A 20,853-nucleotide genomic window follows, 5' to 3' on the forward strand; every position below is an offset into this window, starting at 1 on the left:
CGCCTCCAGGCCGACACGATGTCGCGATGGCGACAGATCTCGGGTCCGGGCCGCGGGTCGTGTCGCGAAAGCGACAGAGGTGCACGGAAGTTCGGCGGCAGACTGTCGCTCTCGCGGCGGGTCAGGCGGGCGCGGGGGCCGTCGAGTCGGCGAGGTGGATGGCGCAGGGGATGAGCGTGTGCGTGAGCGCGGTCGTCCGGCCCTCGAGGCGGTCGGTCAGGGACTCCACCGCGAGCCGTCCGAGTTCCGGCCCCGGGGCGTTCAGCGTCGTGAGCACGGGTTCGGTCGCGGCACCCGCGCCGTCGGAGGAGACGATCGCGATGACGGAGACGTCCTCGGGGACCCGGCGCCCCGCTGCGATCAGGCCGCTGACGAGCCCGAAGTTCGAGTCGTCCTTCATGATGATCGTCGCCGTGACGTCGGGGTCGCTCGCGAGGAGCTCCCGCGCAGCCCGCCGTCCACCCTCGGCCGAGGCCCCCGATGCGACGACCGTGCCGTGCAGACCCCGGCGGTCCATCGAGGCCCGGAACGCCGCCTCGGACCGGACCTTCGGCCCGTAGTCGGCCATGGCGGTGCCGTCGAGGTCCTCCACGACGAGCCCGATCCGCCGGTGCCCGAGGCCGGCGAGGTGGTCGAGCGCGTCCTCGACGGTGCGCTCGAAGTCGATGTCGACGTACGACATCGACGACGGCTCCGCGGTGCGGCCGATGGCGACGAACGGAACGTCCATCGCGGCGAGCTGCTCGATCCGGGGGTCGTGCATGGTGACCTCCATGACGACGACGCCGTCCGCGAGGCCGCCCGAGATGAGGTCGCGGACGTCCTCCGCGGTGGTCGCGGCGGGCCAGAGCACGAGGTGGTACCCGAGCTCCGAGGCCCGGCTGGCCGCGCTCGTGAAGAACTGCAGCGCCGTCTGGCCGAGCCGGTGCTCGAGCACCGGGAACAGCAGCGCCAGGATGTGCGTCCGTCTGGAGGCCAGTGCCCGCGCGACGACGTTGTTGCGGTACCCGAGCTCGCGCATCGCCGCCGTCACCCGGGCGCGGGTGTCCTCCGACACGCGCTTGTTGCCGTTCACCACGAACGACACCGTGGCGATCGACACCCCAGCCCGGTCGGCGACCTGCTGCATCGTCGCCATGACGTCTCCCGTTCGTGTGATCCGCTCACTGTAGCGCCGCGGAGACCGGAGAAAGTCTGTCTAAGCGCTTTACTGTCGAAGCGCTTAGATGCTAGCTTCGTGCCACTCGGGACGCGACGGAGCGCTTCTGGTCCGGTTCGCACCCGATCCACGGACGGCACGCCCGCCCGTGCCCGGCAACCATCCAGAGAAGAGCGAAGCAATGAAGCCTCGACACCGCAGGACGCCCAAGGTCCTCAGCGCGGTCGCCATGCTGGCGGCCGTCCCCCTCGTCCTCGCCGGCTGCTCCGGGGGCTCCTCCGCGAGCTCCGGCGGCAAGGTGGACTCGATCACCGTCCTCGACTACTACAACCAGGGCAACGACAAGAAGGTCATCGGCGAGTACCTCGACAAGTGCGGCGCCGAGAACGACGTCACCATCAAGCGCAGCCTGGTGCCCGGTGCCTCGCTGATCCAGAAGGTGCTCCAGCAGGCGTCGTCGAAGACGCTGCCGGACGTCCTGATGCTCGACAACCCCGACCTGCAGCAGATCGCCGAGACGGGTGCGCTCTCACCGCTCACCGACTACGGCATCTCGACCGACGGCTACGCGAAGGGCGTGCTGCAGGCCGGCACGTACAAGGGCAAGGTCTACGGCCTCGCCCCGACCGTGAACACCATCGCGCTGTTCTACGACAAGAAGAAGCTCGCCGCCGCCGGCGTCACCCCGCCGAAGACGTGGGACGAGCTGAAGACCGCCTCCGCGAAGCTCACCGCGAACGGCGAGTACGGGTTCGCCGTGGACGCCAACGCCACGTACGAGGGCACCTGGCAGTTCCTGCCGTTCATGTGGTCGAACGGCGGCGACGAGAAGGACATCGCCACCGCGAAGACCGCCGAGGCGCTGTCGCTCTGGACGGACCTCGTCAAGGACGGCTCGATGTCGAAGAGCGTCGTCAACTGGACCCAGGCCGACGTCAACGACCAGTTCATGGCCGGCAAGGCCGCGATGATGATCAACGGCCCGTGGCAGATCCCGGCGCTCAAGGACTCCGGCATCGACTACGGGATCGCGCAGATCCCCGTGCAGTCCGCCAGCGACACCGCCGTGGCACCGCTCGGCGGCGAGGTCTGGACCGTCCCGAACACCGGCGACAAGGCGAAGCAGCAGGTCGCGGCCAAGGTCGTCGACTGCATGAACGACGCGAAGAACCAGCTCGCGATGGCCAAGCTCCGCTACACGATCCCGTCGAAGACCGAGGTCGCGCAGCAGTTCGGCAAGGACGTCCCGGAGGAGCAGGTCTTCGTCGACCTGGTCGCCGACGCCCGTGCCCGCACCGGTGAGCTCGGAGCGGACTGGCCCAAGGCGGCGACGAAGATCTACACCGCCGTGCAGTCCGCGCTGACCGGGCAGGACTCGCCCGCCGACGCGCTGAAGAACGCGCAGTCGAGCAACTGAGCATGACCTCCACCGCGACGCACGTCGCCCCACAGCGGGCCGCCGGGGACGGGAGCACCACTCCCGCCCCGCGGCCCGCCCGCCGGGGCCGCGGTCTGCGCTTCGAGCGGATCGCCCAGCTCCTGTTCCTGCTGCCCGCCGTGGTGTTCCTCGTGCTGTTCTTCGGCTACCCGGTCGTCAAGAACATCGTGATGAGCTTCCAGGCCTACACGACCTCGACCTTCTACACGGGCGAGGCGCCGTGGGTCGGGCTCTCGAACTACGTCTCCGTGGTGTCGTCGCAGCTGTTCAGCACGGCACTGCTCAACACCGCACTCTTCACGATCGGGTCGATCGTCGGCCAGTTCGTCCTCGGGCTGCTCCTCGCCCTGTTCTTCCGGCGGAACTTCCCGCTGTCCGGGCTCCTCCGCTCGCTGCTCCTGCTCCCCTGGCTGCTGCCGCTCATCGTCTCGAGCGCGGTGTGGAAGTGGATGCTCGACCAGGACTCCGGCGTCGTGAACCAGTTCCTCGGGATCTTCGGCATCGGTTCGGTCCCGTGGCTCACCAGCCCGGCGGTCGCGCTCATCACCGTGATCGGAGTGAACATCTGGATCGGCATCCCGTTCAACACGACGATCCTCTACGGCGGCCTGCAGGACATCCCGACCGAGCTGTACGAGGCCGCCGCGCTCGACGGGGCGACCGGGTGGAAGGCGTTCTGGTCGATCACCTGGCCGATGCTCCGACCGGTCGTCAGCGTCACGCTCGTGCTCGGTGTCGTCTACACGATCAAGGTGCTCGACATCATCCTCGGGTTGACGAACGGCGGGCCGGCGAACGCCACCCAGACGATCGCGACCCAGTCCTACGACCTGTCGTTCAAGCAGTTCGACTTCGGCCAGGGCGCCGCGCTGAGCAACATCCTCATCGTGATCTCCGCCCTGTTCGCGATCGTCTACCTCCGTCTCAACCGGAAGGCCATCGATGACTGACGCAGCAGCGACGCGGGCCGTGGTGACCCGCGGAACCCGTCGCGCCACCCGCCCGACCACACCGAAGCAGTGGGTGCTGTCCGGTGTCGGGATCCTGATCCTCGCCGTGATGCTCTTCCCGGTCTACTGGATGATCAACATCTCGCTGCAGCCGGCCGGTCCCGCGATCGAGGCCGCCTGGTTCCCGATCCACGCGCAGCTCGGCGGGTACGCACAGGCCATCGCCGACCAGGGCGGTGCCCTGGTCACGAGTCTCGCGATCGCCCTCGGCAGCGTGGTCGTCAGCCTGCTCATCGCCACGCCCGCGTCCTACGCCCTCGCGCAGTTCAAGGTGAAGGGCGTCGGGGCGGTCCTGTTCGGGATCCTCATCTCGCAGATGATCCCGGGCATCGTCGTGGCGAACGCGCTGTACGCCGCGTACAACGACCTCGGGCTCCTCAACACGATCCCCGGACTCATCCTCGCCGACTCCACCGCCGGGGTGCCCTTCGCGATCCTCATCATGCGGGCGTTCATGCAGAACATCCCGCCGTCGATCATCGAGGCCGCGAAGGTGGACGGCGCGGGGAACTTCCGCGCGTTCCGCTCCGTGGTCGTGCCGATCAGCGCCAACGCCCTCATCACCGCCGGGCTCTTCACGTTCCTGTTCACCTGGAGCGACTTCCTGTTCGCCCTGACGCTCACCACCACGGGTGACGTCCGGCCGATCACGCTCGGCATCTACAACTACATCGGCACCTTCACCGCCGACTGGTCGACCGTCATGGCCGCCGCGGTGATGGCCTCGGTCCCCGCCATCGTGCTGCTGCTCGTGGCGCAGAAGTTCATCGCTGCCGGGGCCACCGGCGGCGCCGTCAAGTGACCGGGTCCACCGGCCCCCGAACCGGGCCTACCGGCCCCGGAAAGGCACACACCATGACCACCACCCCGCTCCGCATCACCGTCTGGGGCGAGAACGTCCACGAGCAGGTCGAGCAGCACGTCGCCGAGCGCTACCCCGACGGCATGCACGGCGCCATCGCGGACGGCATCCGCGAGAACCTGCCCGACGTCGTCGTCCGCACCGCCACCATGCAGGAGCCCGAGCACGGCCTCACCGACGAAGTCCTCGCCGAGACGGACGTCCTCACCTGGTGGGGGCACGCCGCGCACCAGGACGTCGACGACGCCGTGGTGGACCGCGTGCACAAGCACGTGCTCGCCGGCATGGGACTCGTCGTGCTGCACTCCGGGCACTGGTCGAAGATCTTCGGCAAGCTCATGGGCACGACCTGCACGCTCCGGTGGCGCAGCGAGCACGACCAGGAGCTCGTCTGGACCGTGAACCCGCAGCACCCCATCACGCGCGGCGTCCCGAACCCGATCGTCATCCCCGAGCAGGAGATGTACGGCGAGTACTTCGACGTCCCGACCCCAGACGAGCTCGTGTTCATCTCGGGCTTCACCGGCGGCGAGGTGTTCCGGAGCGGCATGACGTACCGCCGCGGCCTCGGGAAGATCTTCTACTTCTCCCCCGGCGACCAGGACTTCCCGGTGTACCACCACAAGGACGTCCGCCGCGTGATCGCGAACGCCACCGAGTGGGCCCGGCCGGAGCGCGAACGGGAGATCCCGACCCTGCGCCGGTACGACCTCGGCGAGTACTTCGACGGGCAGCACTACCGCGGCCCGTTCGACGACGCGCCCGTGGACGAACCGGCAGAAGCCGGGGCGCAGGCGTGATCCCCCTCCGCGTCGTCCAGGTCGGCGCCGGCGGCATGGGGCGGGCCTGGCTCGCCACCGTCGCCGCCGACCCCGACGTCGAGCTGGTCGGCATCGTCGACCTCGACCTCGACGCCGCACGGGCCGGTGCAGCCGTCGCGGGCGACCCGTCGATCCCCGTCGGCACGGACCTCACCGCCCTCGCCGCGGAGACGGGTGCCGAGGCGGTGCTCGACATCACCGTACCGGTCGCCCACCACCCGGTCACGCTCGAGGCCCTCCGCGCCGGGCTCCCGGTGCTCGGCGAGAAGCCCGCCGCGCAGACGGTCGCCGAGGCGCTGTCGCTCGCGGCCGCCGCCGAGGCCACCGGCAAGCTGTTCATGGTGTCGCAGTCGCGCCGGTACAACGACCACCTCGTCGCGTTCCGGCAGCACGTCCGCGACCTCGGCGCCGTCGGTGGCCTGAGCACCCGGTTCGCGAAGGCCCCGCACTTCGGCGGCTTCCGCGAGGAGATGGACGACGTCCTCCTGCTCGACATGGCGATCCACGCGTTCGACTCCGCCCGCTACGTGCTCGAACGCGACCCCGTGTCGGTGTACTGCGAGTCGTGGAACCCGTCGTGGTCCTGGTACCGGGGCGACGCCGCGGCCGCAGCGGTCTTCACCTTCGAGGACGACGTCCGCTACGTGTACGACGGCTCCTGGTGCGCGCCCGGCGCGGAGACCTCGTGGAACGGCGACTGGCGCGCCTCCGGAGCAGCCGGCACGGCGCTGTGGGACGGCGACCACGACCCGTGGAGCGACCTCGACGGCACACCGGGAGCTCCCGCGGTCGCTCCGAGCGTCGGGAACGAGATCGCCGGGGCGCTCGCGTCGTTCGTGCGCGCGGTCCGGTCCGGAGAGACCCCGGACGGCGAGGTCCACGGCAACGTCATGAGCCTCACCATGGTGGACGCCGCGATCGCCTCGGCACGATCAGGACGGCGCATCGTCATCGACGAGGTGCTCGAGCAAGCGCACGCCGCTGCGCTCGAGGCTGAGCAGGACGCGGCGATCCGCGAGCGGCTCGCGTCGTGGGGGTCGGTGCGGGGCGCGCTCGCCACGGGCTCGCCCGACGCGGCCGCGCTCGGCTGACGTTCCGCGGGGGACGTCGTTCCGCGCGTAGGGAGACGTTTCGCGCGTAGGGAGCAGGAAGTTCTTGCCTCCAACGCGCGATTCGGCTTTCCAGGACGCGTGCGATGGGCAGGAACGTCGCGACGCGACCGGGCGAGGGGCCGGGGGGGGGGGGGGGCGCGGGGCCCCCCCCCCCCCCCCCCCCCGGGGGGGGGGGCGGGGGGGGGGGGCCCCGCGGCCCCCCCGCCTCCCGTCCGTCCGAGCGCGCGTCAGCGCGGGATGACCGAGAAGAGGAACCGCTTCCGCACCATGTACCAGGCGAGCAGGATCAGCAGCGTGTGGGTGACGAAGCCGATCCACGGGTTGCCCCAGTCGAGGCCCGGTATCGACGCGATCGCCAGCGCGAAGAAGACCTGCCAGACGAACACGTAGAGGCTCGCCTGCCCGATCGGGATCCAGAGCCAACCGATGGTCTTCGCGATCGGTTTCCAGAACACCGTGAGGATCGCGTACGACACGATCGCGAAGAACGCGATGTCGACCAGTCGCCCCCACTGCAGGTCCACCCGCTGGTACGCCGTGTTGTAGAGCTGGTCGTACATCGACGCCGGGAACGGCACGGGCGTGAACCCGTACTGGTTGCCGGCCCAGACGTAGACCAGGAACAGCGCGTAGCCGCTCAGGCCGATGCCGACCAGGACCTTGCCGAGCCGGCCGGTCAGGGCGCCGATGACCTGGCGTCGGTAGTACCCGAGGACGAGTCCGTGCGTGAACACGACCTGCCAGGTGAGCAGCGGGAACACCGACTCGAACTGCGAGTTCAGCGGCCGGAAGTCCGGGTTGACCGCCTGGAACACGTAGAGCGCCCAGCTGACGACGAGCAACGCCCACCAGTAGCCGCGCCGGATCACCCACATGAACGCCGGGATGAACAGGCTGAGCACCACGAACAGGCCCATGATGTTGAACGGCCACGGGCCCATCTCGAGCAGCAGGAACTGCCGGATCGCGTACCAGGGCGGCGGGTAGGCGAGGAGCTGCATCGCGTTCGGGTAGAGGTCGTACACACGTCCCTCGGCACCGACGCCGCCGGTGCCGGTCCCCCGGTCCGTGAAGGTCGTGATCGCGTCGGTGTTCAGGAACGGCACGAAGCTCAGGGCGAAGACGACGAGGATCACCCCGAGCGTCACGAGGTACTGCTTCCGCGCGCGCTTCCACGCCCCGATCGCCGCCGCCCACTCGCCGAACTTCTTGATGGCGAACGGGTACGTCATGCCGAGGACCATGCCGGACAGGAACACGAACATCTCCGCGCCCGTGATCGCACCCGTGGCGTGCAGCGTGATGTACGAGTACGGTCCACCGATCTCGATGTGCGTGATCACCACCGCGAGGATGATGAACCCGCGGAACAGGTCGAGTCGCAGGTCGCGTCCGGGTTTCCCGTCGTCCGGGTAGCGCCAGCCGGGCAGGAGCCGACCGAACACCCCGCTCAGCAGGAACACCACCGCCAGGCCCACCGCGAGCCAGACGATCCACGCCATCTGGTCGCCGCCGGTGTCGTACTGCTGGTCGGTCGCCGCGGCGCCGTCCTGCGGGGTCACCCGGTCGGTGACCGGCCCGAAGACGAAGTCGCCGGCGCGCTCGAGGTCGGTGCGGAACGAGCCCGCGATGCCCGGCACGGCGGTGTCACGCCAGTCCGCGACACGGTTGCCGGCCTCTGGTTCGCGGCGGTTCGTCTCGAGGAACGTCACGCCCCGGATCAGCGGACGGTCCTGCACGGCGGCGATCACCTGCCGCCACCAGCCCTGCTTGACCGGGAGCTCGGCGTCACCGCGGAGCGAGTGGTCGTACAGGGCACCGGTGTCGAGCAGCATCGGCCGGTCGTCCGCGACGGCGAAGCGGTCGTAGAAGGTCCCGGACTGCGGCTGCTCGTAGCCCCAGGTCTCGTCGAAGCGCCCGGCGACCTCGCCGGCCTCGGGGACGTCGTTCCGGGTGAGCGGGACGTCGCGCCCAGCGGCCTCGGTCGCCTTCCCCTTGCCGAAGGAGTACATCGACAGCCCGACCCAGTCGACGGACGAGTCCCCGGGCCAGTACGGGGCGTACGGGTCGTCGGCACCGGTGAGCTGCCCGTCGCCGTTCGTGTCGAGCTTGGCGACGTCGGTCGCCGACAGGTCGCGCAGCCGCCCGGCGGACTCGCCGAACGGGTAGCCGGCGCCGTACGACGGCGACCAGACCATGCGTGCGTCCGAGCTGCCGTCGTGCACCGCGGTCGCCAGCGCGCGGAACGCCTTGACGAACTGCGTCGGCTGCTGCCCCCAGCGCACCCACGTGCCGTTCATCTGCGGCGCGAACCGGACGAGCACCTGGGTGTCGTACTGCCGGTGGACCTCCTCGAGCAGGGTGTTCGCCGTCCGGGCGTCCGCCGCGGTGAGGGACCGGAGCGACTGGTCGGGCTCGAAGCTCACGACGAGCACCGCCCCCTGGGTCGCCGCGGCCCGGGTCGCACGGAGGAACTCCTTGCGGGCGCTGCGGTCGAGCGGGTACGGGATCTCGACGCCGTACATCGACGGTGTCGCACCGAGTCGGCCGGCGTACCCGTCCGGGGCGTCGTCACCCCAGTCGATGTCCGGGCCGAACCAGGTCTTCCCCGGAGCCGGCGCCGCCGCACTCGTCGTCGCCGCACTCGTCGTCGCCGCACTCGTCGTCGCCGCACTCGTCGTCGCCGCGCTCGTCGGCGCCGCGGCGGCCGAGGCGGGGAGCGCACCGCCGAGCGCCAGCGTCGCGACCACCACGAGGAACGCGACCGCCCGCTGGATCACCGAGTGCACGCCAGCGTCCAGACGTTGTGGCCGCCCTCGTGCCGGTGCTCGAGCCGGTCGAGCGCCGCGATCGCGAGGGCGAGGCCGCGTCCGCTCTCCTGGTCGACGTCCGCCATCGTCACCGCGGCGAGGTCGACGTCGGCGGGCAGCCCGTTGTCCCTGAGCACGGCGACGAGCTCGTCGTCGGTCGCGTCGAGTTCCACCGTGTAGCGCCGGCCGGCCTCCCGGTCGGCGCGTCGGGTGTGCTCGACGATGTTCGCCGCGATCTCGGCGACGGCCGTCTCGAGCCCGAAGCGGAGCCGGAGGTCGTCGACGCCGAGGGTGTCCCACCACGCGCCGAAGCGGTCCTGGACCTCGTCGAGGGACGCCACCGTCGCCGGGACCTCGAACTCGATCCGTGCCGCGCTCACAGGGGTCCCCCGGCCGTGCTCGACTCGTGTTCGGACTGCACGGTGCCCGGCCCTCGGTAGAGCACCGCCCGGATGACGATGCTGAAGATGAAGAGGTCGAACACCACCCACGCGGTGTTCACGAGCGGCGCGATGCCGGACGCCTGCCCGGTCAGGTAGCGGATGCCGATGAGCACCAGCGCGGCGACGAGCGCCCCCATCGCGATGAGCTGCGGCTTGACGAGGTCCCACCGCGGCTTCTGCTCGGACTCGTCGCGGACCTTCGGGGTGACCCGGAAGCCGAGCGGCTTGCCCCGGAACACGTTCTCGAACGCACTCGTCACGGACTCGATCCAGACCGGGAACAGGGCGAGCGAGTACTGCTGCCCGCGCCAGGTCGGCCGTCCGGCGGCCACCACCCAGAACAGCAGCTGGTTGAGGACGAGGAACGGGATGAGCCGTGCGAAGAAGTCGACGCTGTACGCCTGGACGGGCACGACGCCGAACGACAGGCACAGCACGGGCGCGGCGATGTAGACGATCGCGGCGAACCCGGACAGGTAGCTCCACATCGTCGAGAAGTACATGAGCCGCTGCCCCCACGACAGGCCTTTCTGCACGAGGGGGTTCTCGCGGAAGAACACCTGCATGGTGCCCTGCGCCCAGCGGAGCCGCTGCACGAGCATGGTCGGCAGGTCCTCCGGCGCGAGCCCCTTCGCCAGGATCTCGTCGTGGTACGCGGACTTCCAGCCGAGGCCGTGCAGGCGCATGGCGGTCGCCATGTCCTCGGTGACGGAGATCGTCGCCAGCGGCATGATCGGCTGCGCCTCGTCGTCCCGGTTCACGTCGAGCGCGCGGGCCAGCACTGCGATGGACTCGATCGCCGCGACGGGAGACGCGTCGCGGCGGCCGAGCACGTCGAGCGCGGCGTCGTCGAGGCCGGCGAAGGTGTTCGCGTCCGCCGACATCGCGGCGAGTTCCTGCAGGTCGTTGCGGACGGACTCGAGGTCCGACGCGGCGAACCGGTACGAGATCGCGTCGATGCCCCGCTGGAAGTCGTAGGTGACGTCGCCGAGCGGTTCGCCGCGCTGCACCTGGTCGCGGGCGCGGTCGACGACGGCCTCGGCTTCGTCGAGGGCGCCGAGTACCCGGGGGTCGGTCTCGGTCTCCCGCGCACGGGCCAGGAGCTTCCGGGAGGTCTTGATGGTGCGGGCCACCGAGGCCTCGACCTCGCGCACGTACCGGGTCACCCCGAGCTGCATGAGGGCCTCGCGTCGGAGGATCGCGTTCGACCCGCAGAAGAACGCCGCGTTCCAGCCGTCCTTCGACTGCTGGATCGGGCCGTAGAACAGCGGCGCCTGGCTGCCGAGCAGGTCGGCGTCGGGCACGTTCTCGAACCACTGCGGGGTCTGCACGAGCGCCATCCGCGGGTCCTTGAAGTACCCGAGCGTCCGGTCGAGGATCGACGGTTCCGGCACCTGGTCGGCGTCGAGGATGAGCAGGAACTCACCCTGCGTCGCCAGCAGTGCGTTGTTGAGGTTGCCGGCCTTGGCGTGCCGGGGCCGGTCGATCCAGTCCGCGCCGCGCGTGATCACCCCGATGCCGAGCGACTCGGCGGCGGCACGCATCTCCGGGCGGTTGCCGTCGTCGAGGATCCACGTGGTGTGCGGGTGCGTGATCGCCTTCGCCGCACGAGCCGTGCGGACGACGAGGTCGACCGGCTCGTTGTACGTCGTGATGAAGACGTCGACGGTCACGGGGTCGCTCGGAGGCGCTGGCGGCTCCCCGCGTTCACGGAGCTGCCACGCGCCGAAGGCGAAGAGCAGGGAGTCGATGACGCTGTAGGTCTCGGCCAGGATGAGCGGCACGGCGATCCACCACGAGTGCCAGTTCACCGAGGCGGCCCAGCGCCAGACGACGTAGTTCACACCGGCGAGCGAGGCGAGCAGGGCGACCGTCCGCACCGTGACGATCCGCCGCCGTGACGTTCCGGTCGTCAGCCGCCGACGGTCCTGACGGCTGAGGTCGAGTGCGGTCACCGGGTACCACCGTCCGCGGCGTCGCCGAACGTGCTGCGTCGCAAGCGTGCCTCCCTGATCCGCCGGCCCCCGACCGCGGCGTGCGCCCGAGGGGTGGTTGCCGACCGGTCGCCGGCTCCAGGTGCCGCTGCCCGATCGTCCGCCCTGACCGTCGGGTGCGATCCGGGCGTAGCGACCTGTCTACCGCAGGACGGGGTCGTTCGTCAGTCCGGCGCCCCGATCTGGGGACGGTCAGCCGAAGTCGGCGGCGAACCCGAGGTCGTCGGCGAGCCGGGCGATGACCTCGTCGAAGTAGGCCGCACCGTCCGACACCGAACCGACGTAGTGCCCGAACAGCTCGAAGGAGATCACCCCGAACACGGTCGTCCAGGCCATCAGCGCGCGGAGGAGGACCTCCTCCGGCAGGTCCAGGCCGAACGCGTGCAGCGAGGCCACGCCGTCGGCGACCGCAGTGCCGACCACCCCGGGAGCCGCCGTGGGCGGAACGGGCGATCCGTGCCTCCCGGCAGGCGCTGACGCAGACGCACCCTGCGCGTCCGCCACCACCCGGACGATCGTGAGCGTCGTCCGGGACGCCGGCTCGACCGTCTCGCGCGGAGCGGCGTACCCCGGGACGGGCGATCCGAAGAGCAGCGCGAAGTCCCCGGGGTGCGCGAGCGACCACGTGCGGATCGCACGACACACGGCGACCCAGCGGGCCCCGGTACCGGGCCCGGCGGCGGCGTCCGCGGCCTCGACGGCGGCGCCGAGTTCGTCGTAGTCGGCGATGAGCAGCGCGGTGAGCAGGTCGTCCCGGCTCGGGAAGTAGCGGTAGACCGCGGACGACACCATCCCGACGTCCCGCGCGACCGCGCGCAGGCTCAGCTGGGACGGACCCTCCTCGGTGAGTCGGGCGCGGGCGGCCGCGAGGATGCTGGCGTGCACGCTCTCACGAGCGAGTTCGCGTGCGGTCGGTGCCCGGTCTGCCATGCTTCCACCCTGCCATGAGAGAGCACTGCACACAAGTGAGAGCACTGCTCTTGCAAATGGTGCGGAAGCAGTGCATGCTGAGTTCCGAGAGCGGTGCTCTCGCAAACGAGACGAAAGCAGGAACCCATGTCGCAGCACCACGTCGTCATCGGCGCCGGCCCCGTGGGCCGTCACGTCGCCGCCCTCCTCGCCGAGCGCGGAGACCGCGTCACGGTCGCCACGCGATCGGGTCGGGACACCGGCCTGGAGGCAGTGGGGCACCTCGCCCTCGACGCCTCCGACGCCGACGCGCTCACCCGGGCGACCGAGGGAGCCGCAGTCCTCTACAACTGCGCCAACCCCGGGGACTACACGCAGTGGGAGCAGACCTGGCCACCGCTCGCCGCCTCCCTGCTCACGGCGGCCGAACGAACGGAGGCGGTGTACGCGATCACCGGGAACCTCTACCCGTACGGCCCCGTCGACGGGCCGATGCGCCCGGACCTGCCCGACGCGGCGACCGACCACAAGGGCATCCTCCGCGCACGGCTCTGGGCCGACGCCCTCGCCGCGCACGACGCCGGACGGGTCCGCGCCGTCGAGGTCCGCGCCTCGGACTACGTCGGCCGTGGCATCGGCGAGAACGGGCACATCACCCGCGTGCTGCCCGCAGCGCTCCAGGGCAAGGCCGTGTCGATGGTCGGCCGGACCGACCTGCCGCACACCTTCACGGACGTGCTCGACGTCGCCCGGATGCTCGTCGCCGCCGCGGATGACCCGAGCTCGCACGGTCGCACGTGGATGGTGCCGAGCAACGCGCCGCGGTCGCAGCAGCAGGCCCTCACCGAGGTCCTGGCAGCGGCGGGCAAGCCCCCGGTGACGGTTCGACGGCTGCCTGCGGGGATGCTCCGCGCGATGGGGCTCGTCTCGCCGATGATGCGCGAGATCGCCCAGATGAGCTACCAGTGGACTGCACCCTACGTGGTCGACGACACCGAGACCCGGGCGCACTTCGGGATCGAGCCGACGCCGTGGGACGAGGTGTGCCGCCGCACGGCGGACGGCGTGTAGGCGTAGACATCTCCGCACCACTTGGTGCGTTTCTGTGTGCACCGGCCTGGAGGCACGGGGCGGGCCCGCACCGCGCCTCCAGTCCGCAAGGCGGTCGCGCTAGATCACCAGCAACCGTGACCACTGCGCCGTCGACAGCCGCTGCGCGGCCCCGCCGGCGGCGGGGATCCGCCAGAGACCGGACTCGGCGTCCACGAACAGGTCACCTGCGGTGTCGGCAGCACCGAGCCACAGCCCGTTCGGCCGCGCCAGCACACCGCTGGTCGAGACCTCCCCCGTCGCGCCGGAGGCGTCCTGCGACCAGAGGTGTGTGACCGTGTGGTCGGCGACGCACGGGTTCGGCGGGCCCTGCTCGGCGATCGCGGCACACCACTCGGCCGACTGCCCGAGGACCAGCGAGCTGTCGTTGGTCGCGCTGTACTGGTACGCCAGGCGGGTCTGCACCTGCTGCAGGGTCGACGACCCCGCCACGAGGGACCACCAGCCGTGGTAGAAACTCCCGCCGAACGCGCGGTAGCTGACGTAGAGCGTGCCCTTCCCGTCGGCGAGGAGTCCGGCGAAGTACCCGATCGCGGTGCCGTTGGCTGCCGCGACCGTCCGGGTCTGCACGGTGCCCTGCGGCGACGCGGTGACCACCGTCCCACCGGAGTTCGTGGCCGTGAAGGCCGAGACGGTGCCGTCGCGACCGACCGTCCACGCCGAGCCGCTCGAGGGCAGCACGGTCGACACGGAGCCGCCCTTGAGGCCGAGCTTCGTGATCGCTCCGGACACCGAGTCGACCCAGTACAGGTTGCCGGCGACGTCCGAGCGCAGGTCCGGCGTCAGGTGCAGCCCGGTCGCGAGCACCCGTGCACCGCCGCCGCGTGCGGGGTGGAACAGGATCGCGGTGCGGTCGGCCGACGGGACGTACACGTTGCCGACGTCGTCCGCGGTGTACCCGGTGCCGGCAGCCGTCACCGTGCGGGGAGCGCCCGTGCCCGACGTCGGGTACCGCACCAGTGCACCGGCGCCGTCCAGCGCGAAGAGCGACTGCGCGACCGTCGTGCTCCGCGGCGCCGTGTAGCGGACACGAACCTCGGGTCCGGTGCCACGGGAGGTCGTCGCCCGCACCGAGAACGCGTAGGTCACGCCAGCCCGGATCCAGCCGAAGCGGTCCGAGCGGGCGTTCGCGGGCAGCCGGTCGACGCCGTGCCCGGGCTGGTTCGTGTCCGGCGAGACGGTCACCCGCCACCCGGTGGGCGTCGCGCCCGACCGTGGCGGACTCCAGGTCACGGCGGCACCGTCCCCGGAACCGCTCACCTGCGCGGACGTCGGCGCTCCCGGGAGCCCCGACGACGGAGCCGCCACTGCGGGCGTCACTCCCCCGATCACCAGCGCCGCGGTGGCCGCGACGGTGAGTACTGCTCTGTACACGATCGATCCCCTGTCGTCCCCGTGGCTTCCCTGCGCCGCGGCTGCAGGAATTGCACCACCGCGCGGGGGCTCCGGGGCGATCGGGAGCGGATCGTGCGGTCCGTCGTGCGCCATCCCGCAAGCCGGACAGGAGGGGCCCCCGGCGACGGAAGATCCCATCACGCCCGCAGTAGTAAGCCGTTTCGCGCGTAGGGGGCAGGAAGGAACTGCTTCCTACGCGCGAAACTGCCTCCTACGCGCGGATCAGCCCCCTACGCGCGGAACGGCCACCGGACAGACCCACAGACAGGACGGGAGGCGCGGTGCCAGCTGGCACCGCGCCTCCCGTCCTCAGCGCACTCGCGTCAGTAACGCGGCTTGCGCGGCCCGCGGTCGTCGCGGTCGCGGTCGCGGTCCTCGCGACGCGGCCCACGGTCGTCGCGGTCGAACCGACGCGCACCGCCACCGCCACCACGGCGGTCCGGCTTGATCTCGATGAGCTTCCCGCTGATCCGGGTGTCCGTCAGACGGTCGAGCACGCCGCCGTCCATGTCGGCCGGCAGCTCCACGATCGAGAAGTCCGGACGGATCTGGATCGCCCCGAAGTCGTCGCGGCACAGACCACCCTCGTTCGCGAGCGCACCGACGATCTGGCGCGGCTCGACACGGTGTCGACGGCCGACCTCGATGCGGTACGCGGTCATCGGCTGCGAGCGGCGCGGACCCCGGTCGGCACGGTCGCCGCGGTCGGCACGATCACCGCGTGCGCCACGGTCGTCGTCACGGCGGTCACCGCGACGCTGGTCGCGGTCCACCTGGTTGCGGAGTGCGTCGGCCTTCGGGTCGAGCAGCAGCGGGTCCTCGCCCTGCGCCACGACCGCGAGGGCGGCGGCGACGTCGTCGGCCGGGACGTCGTGGTGCTCGACGTAGTGCGCGATGATGTCGCGGAACGCGGTGATCCGGTCCTGCTGCTCGAGCGCCGCGGTGATGGCGTCGTCGAAGCGGGTCAGGCGCGTCTCGTTGACGTCCTCGATCGTCGGGAGCTGCATCTGCGTGAGCGGCTGCTTGGTGTGCCGTTCGATGGCCGAGAGCAGGCGGCGCTCACGCGGCGTGACGAAGCTGATCGAGTCGCCCTTGCGGCCGGCGCGACCGGTGCGGCCGATGCGGTGCACGTACGACTCGATGTCGACGGGGATGTCGTAGTTCACGACGTGCGTGATGCGGTCGACGTCGAGGCCGCGGGCGGCGACGTCGGTGGCGACGAGGATGTCGAGCTTGCCGGACTTCAGCTGGTTCACGGTGCGCTCGCGCTGTGCCTGGGCGACGTCACCGCTGATGGCCGCAGCCGCGTAGCCACGCGCGCGGAGCTTCTCGGCGAGGGTCTCGGTCTCGCTCTTCGTGCGGACGAAGATGATCATGCCCTCGAAGTCCTCGACCTCGAGGATGCGGGTGAGCGCGTCGACCTTCTGCGGGTACGACACCATCAGGTACCGCTGCGTGATGTTCGCCGCGGTCTTCGTCTTCGTCTTGACCGTGATCTCGGCCGGGTCGGTGAGGTACTGCTGCGAGATGCGACGGATCTGGGCGGGCATCGTCGCGGAGAACAGCGCGACCTGCTTGTCGTCCGGGGTCTCGGCGAGGATCGTCTCGACGTCCTCGGCGAAGCCCATCTTGAGCATCTCGTCGGCCTCGTCGAGCACGAGGTACTTCAGCTCGGACAGGTCGAGCGTGCCCTTGGCGATGTGGTCCATGATGCGACCGGGCGTGCCGACGACGACGTCGACGCCGCGGCGCAGGGCCGAGAGCTGCACGCCGTAGGCCTGGCCGCCGTAGACGGGCAGGACGTGCACGTGCTTCATGTGTGAGGCGAACTGTTCGAACGCCTCGCAGACCTGCAGCGCGAGTTCACGGGTCGGGGACAGCACGAGCGCCTGCGGCACCTTGCTGCCCGCCTCCATGCGGGACAGGATCGGCAGCGCGAACGCCGCCGTCTTGCCGGTTCCGGTCTGCGCGAGGCCGACGACGTCGCGCCCCTCGAGCAGCGTCGGGATCGTTGCCTCCTGGATGGCGGAGGGGGTCTCGTAGCCGATGTCCTTGACGGCCTTGAGCACCGGGTCGCTCAGGCCGAGGTCGGCGAAGGTCACCACGGGCCCCTCGTCGGCGGTCTCGGTGGTGGTGGCGGTGTCCGTGCTCATGCGCAAACGGTATCTCGAATACGGCGTCAGCAGTGACGGACTGGAGGAACGGGGCGGGCCCGCACCGCGCCTCCAGGCCGCCGCGTGGGCACCTGCAGGGCGTCGGCCGCGCGCTCAGGCCGGGTCGCGTCGCGCTGTCGCGCCCACGCCGAGGACCGCGTCGGCGCGGTCGTTGAGGCGCGCGAGCAACCCGGCCAGGGTGTGCAGCTCGCCCGTCGCGAACGCCTGGGTGAGGTCGTCGAAGACCTCGGCGCCGGCGACGTCGAGCGTGTCGAGGAGCGTGCGTCCGGCGGGGGCGATCGACACCAGGCTGGCGCGTCCGTCCGCCGGATCGGGCGTGGTGCCGAGGTAGCCGGACTCCACGAGGGAGGCGACGCGGCGGCTGATCACGGGCCGCGACAGCCCGGTGGCGTCCGCGATGGCCATCGAGCGCACGGCACCGAAGTGGTCCACCGCGCGGAGGATCACGCGCGCCGTCGGGTCGAGTCCCCCGCGCGATTCGATGAGCGACGCCCGCAGGGTCTGCCGCACCCAGAGTCGGTCGAGCTGCGCGCGCAGCAGTCGCTCGGCATCGTCCCGTTCGGCGGTCACCCGGTCAGCGTAGTGGTCACATTTAGTTGCTTGCCGGAAGCAATGGATGTATCGTTGCGCGGTCTGCAAACTTTCACAGCAGGAAACACAGCACGAAGCAAGGAGTTCGATGACCGCCACCGCACCCGTCCCGGTGCAGCACGGCCGACGCGCGGCAGGGGTCCCCACGACCCCCGACGCCCCCGGCCAGCAGCCGCTGATGACCCACCGCCAGATCCTCCTCGTGATCTACGGGCTGATGGCGGGCATGTTCCTGTCGTCCCTCGGTCAGACGGTGTTCGGCACGGCGATCCGGACGATCGGTGACGACCTGCACGGCCTCGACCAGCAGGCCTGGGTGACGACCGCCTACCTCATCACCTCGACCATCGCGACGCCGATCTACGGCAAGCTGTCCGACATCTTCGGCCGGCGCCCGCTCTACATCTTCGGCATCGTCGTGTTCATCCTCGGCGCCGTGCTCTCGTCGATGTCCACGTCGATGCTCATGCTCGCCGGCTTCCGCGCCGTGCAGGGCATCGGTGCCGGTGCGCTGATGTCGCTGCCGCTCGCGATCATGGGTGACATCCTCGCCCCGCGTGAGCGCGCGAAGTACCAGGGCTACTTCCTCGCGGTGTTCGGCATCTCGTCCGTGATCGGCCCGCTCATCGGCGGCCTGCTCGCCGGTTCCTCCGAGATCCTGTGGATCACCGGCTGGCGCTGGGTCCTCCTCATCAACGTGCCGATCGGCATCGCCGCGCTCGTCATGGTGCTCGTCTTCCTGCACCTGCCGAAGGTGCACAGCGCCGACGACGCGAAGCCCAAGGTCGACTGGTGGGGCGCGACCGCCGTCATCGTCACGCTCGTGCCGCTCCTGCTCGTCGCCGAACAGGGCCGCACCTGGGGCTGGGGCTCGCCCGCGGCGATCGCCTGCTACGTCATCGGTGTCGTCGGCCTCGTCGCGCTGCTGGTCATCGAGTCGAAGATGGGCGACGCGGCGATCATCCCGCTCAAGCTCTTCCGCTCCGGCACGTTCTCGATGGCGACCGTCATCGGCTTCCTGGTCGGCTTCGCGATGTTCGGCGCCATGCTGACCATCCCGCTGTACCTGCAGATCGTCGTCGGCCTCACCCCGACCGAGTCCGGGTTCGCGACGCTGCCCCTCGTCGGTGGCCTGATGATCGCCTCGATCACGAGCGGTCAGATCGTCGCCCGGGTCGGCCGCTACCGGATCTTCCCGGTCATCGGCACGGCCCTGGTGTCCTCCGGCTACGTCGTCCTGACGTTCATGAGCATCGACAAGCCGCTCTGGTTCCTGATGATCGGCATGTTCCTCATCGGCCTCGGGCTCGGCTCGGTCATGCAGTCGCTGACCCTGGCGTCGCAGGGCTCGGTCGAGGCCCGTGACATGGGCGTCGCCACGTCGTCCGCCACGTTCTTCCGCCAGATCGGTGGAACGCTCGGCACCGCCGTGCTGCTGTCGATCCTGTTCTCGGTGATGCCGTCGAACATCCTGCACGCCACCGCGGACCGGACCGACCTGCGCTCCGCCCTCGACGCGGCGACGAACCCGACCGTGGCCACCGCCTCCGAGAACCGCGGCGTCATGGAGAAGATCTGGTCGCCGATCGTCACGCCGCTCGAGCAGAACGTGCAGTCCTCGCTCGACGACGTCACCGCCCAGGTGCGGCAGTCGACCGCCAGCGCTCCCGCCGCCGTGCAGGACGCCGCCCTCGCCGCCGCGGCCGACAAGGCGCACGCGTCGGTGCAGGACGGCACGCTCGTGGTCGACTGGTCGGACGCGTCCCAGCGCTCGTACTGGGTCGGCGAGCTCACCCCGGCCGTGGCGAAGCAGGTCTCCGACGGCAGTGGTTCGAACAGCACGATCAGCACGAACGACACCTCGTTCCTGACCGGCGCCGACACCCGGCTGACCCGACCGTTCATGGCGGGCTTCAACGCCTCGTCGGTGACGATCTACTGGGTCGGCCTCGGCGTGATCCTGCTCGCGTTCGTCCTCACCTGGTTCTTCCGGGTGCCGCCGCTCCGCCAGCGTTCGGCGCTGCAGGAGCGCGCCGACGCCGCCGGTGGGTCCGGGTCCGGCGGTTCCGGGTCCGGCCCCTCGCCGGAGGACGAACTCGAGGCATCGGCAGGCCTGGCCGCCGCCGAAGCCGGGTCCTTCACGGGTCCGATGACCGGATCCACACCGACGCAGCGTCGGTGACCGACCGGGGCGTCCGTCCGCTGTCCCCCTTCGTGGACGGGCGCCCCACCCACCCCACCTCCAGGAGTCCACGTGACCACCACCCCGGCAGCGACAGCGGCGACGGAGCCGTGCACGCTCCGTGAACGCAAGAAGCAGCAGACCCGCCAGGCGCTGCACGACGCCGCGCTGACCCTGGTGTCCGCGAACGGCCTCGACGGGGTCACCGTCGAGAAGATCTGCGCCGACGCCGACGTGTCGCCGCGGACCTTCTTCAACTACTTCACGTCGAAGGCGCACGCCGCCCTCGGGCTCGACACCGTCGAGGTCCCGGAGGCCGCCGCGACCTGGTTCGCCGCCGCCGACGGACGCCTGGTCGACGACCTCTGCCGCCTGGTCGCCCGGGCCGTGCCGTTGTCGCAGGACCGTCGCCGGATGAAGGAGCTGCTCGTGCTCCGGCCGGAGATGACCCCGATGGTGATGCAGTGGATGGCCGAGTCGCGGCAGTCGCTCCTCGCCACCGTGGGCACCCGGACCGACGAGCGGACCGCGCGGACGGCGGTCGCCCTGGTCATGTCGGCGCTGACCGAGGTCGCCCACCGCGAGACCGTCGGCAGCACCGAGGAGCTCGCCACGCGGCTGCGCGCCGTGGTGGGCGAGATGGGCGCGCTCGCCTCCGCCTGACGCGGACGCGCGGGGTGGGTCGGGTCGGGCGCGCCCGGCGTCGCGAGCCGCTGCGGAACGACGTCGGACTTGTCGTTCCGCGTCGACCCTCGCCTCCGCCATGTGCACGGGGACCCGGCCTGGAGGCGCGTCACGACCCCGCAACGCCGGGCGCGTCGCGCAGTGCGGGATTGCGGCAAA

General features: G+C 70.7%; 16 protein-coding genes. 8 read left to right on the plus strand and 8 right to left on the minus strand.

Annotation, left to right across the window (positions count from 1 at the left end; genetic code table 11):
• Window positions 1–121: 121 nt before the first annotated feature.
• Window positions 122–1,138 (minus strand): LacI family DNA-binding transcriptional regulator, encoded by a 1,017-nt coding sequence (locus ABIC61_RS08345; RefSeq protein WP_354029538.1) that lies wholly within the window; start codon window positions 1,136–1,138, stop codon window positions 122–124.
• Between the two features lie 202 nt (window positions 1,139–1,340).
• On the opposite strand from ABIC61_RS08345, the gene ABIC61_RS08350 reads away from it, so the two are divergent.
• The 5 genes from ABIC61_RS08350 to ABIC61_RS08370 are packed head-to-tail and all read left to right on the plus strand — an operon-like array spanning window position 1,341 to window position 6,381.
• A complete protein-coding gene (locus tag ABIC61_RS08350; protein WP_144755755.1) occupies window positions 1,341–2,576 on the plus strand; it encodes a sugar ABC transporter substrate-binding protein in 1,236 nt (411 codons plus the stop codon).
• 2 nt (window positions 2,577–2,578) lie between these two features.
• Entirely contained in the window at window positions 2,579–3,547 is a 969-nt protein-coding gene (locus tag ABIC61_RS08355; RefSeq protein ID WP_079238304.1) for a carbohydrate ABC transporter permease, read from the plus strand.
• Window positions 3,540–4,409, plus strand: coding sequence for a carbohydrate ABC transporter permease (locus ABIC61_RS08360; protein ID WP_502908790.1), 870 nt, complete (start codon window positions 3,540–3,542; stop codon window positions 4,407–4,409). The genes ABIC61_RS08355 and ABIC61_RS08360 overlap by 8 nt, the downstream gene beginning before the upstream one ends.
• 53 nt (window positions 4,410–4,462) lie before the next feature.
• The gene (locus ABIC61_RS08365; RefSeq protein ID WP_354029539.1) at window positions 4,463–5,269 is read left to right on the plus strand and encodes a ThuA domain-containing protein; all 807 of its coding nucleotides are present in this window, start codon (window positions 4,463–4,465) and stop codon (window positions 5,267–5,269) included.
• The gene (locus ABIC61_RS08370) at window positions 5,266–6,381 is read left to right on the plus strand and encodes a Gfo/Idh/MocA family protein (protein WP_354029540.1); all 1,116 of its coding nucleotides are present in this window, start codon (window positions 5,266–5,268) and stop codon (window positions 6,379–6,381) included. Before ABIC61_RS08365 ends, ABIC61_RS08370 begins: the two co-directional genes overlap by 4 nt.
• Window positions 6,382–6,629: 248 nt before the next feature.
• Here ABIC61_RS08370 and ABIC61_RS08375 read toward each other — a convergent pair whose 3' ends face one another.
• The 4 genes from ABIC61_RS08375 to ABIC61_RS08390 form a co-directional block, all read right to left on the minus strand.
• Window positions 6,630–9,191 carry an OpgC domain-containing protein gene (locus tag ABIC61_RS08375; RefSeq protein ID WP_354029541.1) on the minus strand — a complete coding sequence of 854 codons (2,562 nt, stop codon included), beginning with the start codon at window positions 9,189–9,191 and terminating at the stop codon, window positions 6,630–6,632.
• Window positions 9,179–9,592: an ATP-binding protein gene (locus ABIC61_RS08380; protein WP_186322054.1), complete on the minus strand. Its 414-nt coding sequence runs from the start codon at window positions 9,590–9,592 to the stop codon at window positions 9,179–9,181. The genes ABIC61_RS08375 and ABIC61_RS08380 overlap by 13 nt, the downstream gene beginning before the upstream one ends.
• Entirely contained in the window at window positions 9,589–11,610 is a 2,022-nt protein-coding gene (locus ABIC61_RS08385; protein ID WP_502908791.1) for a glycosyltransferase, read from the minus strand. The genes ABIC61_RS08380 and ABIC61_RS08385 overlap by 4 nt, the downstream gene beginning before the upstream one ends.
• 231 nt (window positions 11,611–11,841) lie before the next feature.
• Window positions 11,842–12,579: a TetR/AcrR family transcriptional regulator gene (locus ABIC61_RS08390; RefSeq protein ID WP_354029542.1), complete on the minus strand. Its 738-nt coding sequence runs from the start codon at window positions 12,577–12,579 to the stop codon at window positions 11,842–11,844.
• 126 nt (window positions 12,580–12,705) lie between these two features.
• Between ABIC61_RS08390 and ABIC61_RS08395 the strand changes: the two genes are divergently transcribed.
• Window positions 12,706–13,629 carry an NAD-dependent epimerase/dehydratase family protein gene (locus ABIC61_RS08395; protein WP_354029543.1) on the plus strand — a complete coding sequence of 308 codons (924 nt, stop codon included), beginning with the start codon at window positions 12,706–12,708 and terminating at the stop codon, window positions 13,627–13,629.
• 99 nt (window positions 13,630–13,728) lie between these two features.
• Here the strand turns inward: ABIC61_RS08395 and ABIC61_RS08400 are convergent, their stop codons facing one another.
• From ABIC61_RS08400 to ABIC61_RS08410, 3 genes are all read right to left on the minus strand, one after another.
• On the minus strand, window positions 13,729–15,042 hold the full coding sequence (locus ABIC61_RS08400) for a fibronectin type III domain-containing protein (RefSeq protein ID WP_354029544.1): 1,314 nt from the start codon (window positions 15,040–15,042) through the stop codon (window positions 13,729–13,731).
• A gap of 344 nt (window positions 15,043–15,386) precedes the next feature.
• Window positions 15,387–17,216: a DEAD/DEAH box helicase gene (locus ABIC61_RS08405; RefSeq protein ID WP_354029545.1), complete on the minus strand. Its 1,830-nt coding sequence runs from the start codon at window positions 17,214–17,216 to the stop codon at window positions 15,387–15,389.
• A gap of 114 nt (window positions 17,217–17,330) precedes the next feature.
• A complete protein-coding gene (locus ABIC61_RS08410; RefSeq protein WP_186322056.1) occupies window positions 17,331–17,807 on the minus strand; it encodes a MarR family winged helix-turn-helix transcriptional regulator in 477 nt (158 codons plus the stop codon).
• A 109-nt stretch (window positions 17,808–17,916) separates the two neighbouring features.
• Here ABIC61_RS08410 and ABIC61_RS08415 point away from each other — a divergent pair, with 109 nt between their 5' ends.
• Both ABIC61_RS08415 and ABIC61_RS08420 read left to right on the plus strand, forming a co-directional pair.
• Complete coding sequence (locus tag ABIC61_RS08415; RefSeq protein ID WP_354029546.1) at window positions 17,917–20,010, plus strand: MDR family MFS transporter; 2,094 nt, start codon at window positions 17,917–17,919, stop codon at window positions 20,008–20,010.
• Between the two features lie 72 nt (window positions 20,011–20,082).
• On the plus strand, window positions 20,083–20,673 hold the full coding sequence (locus ABIC61_RS08420) for a TetR/AcrR family transcriptional regulator (RefSeq protein WP_354029547.1): 591 nt from the start codon (window positions 20,083–20,085) through the stop codon (window positions 20,671–20,673).
• Window positions 20,674–20,853: the final 180 nt, after the last annotated feature.

The sequence above is a fragment of the Curtobacterium sp. 1544 genome, from assembly GCF_040544915.1.
In the GTDB taxonomy this organism is placed as follows: Bacteria; Actinomycetota; Actinomycetes; order Actinomycetales; family Microbacteriaceae; genus Curtobacterium; species Curtobacterium pusillum_C.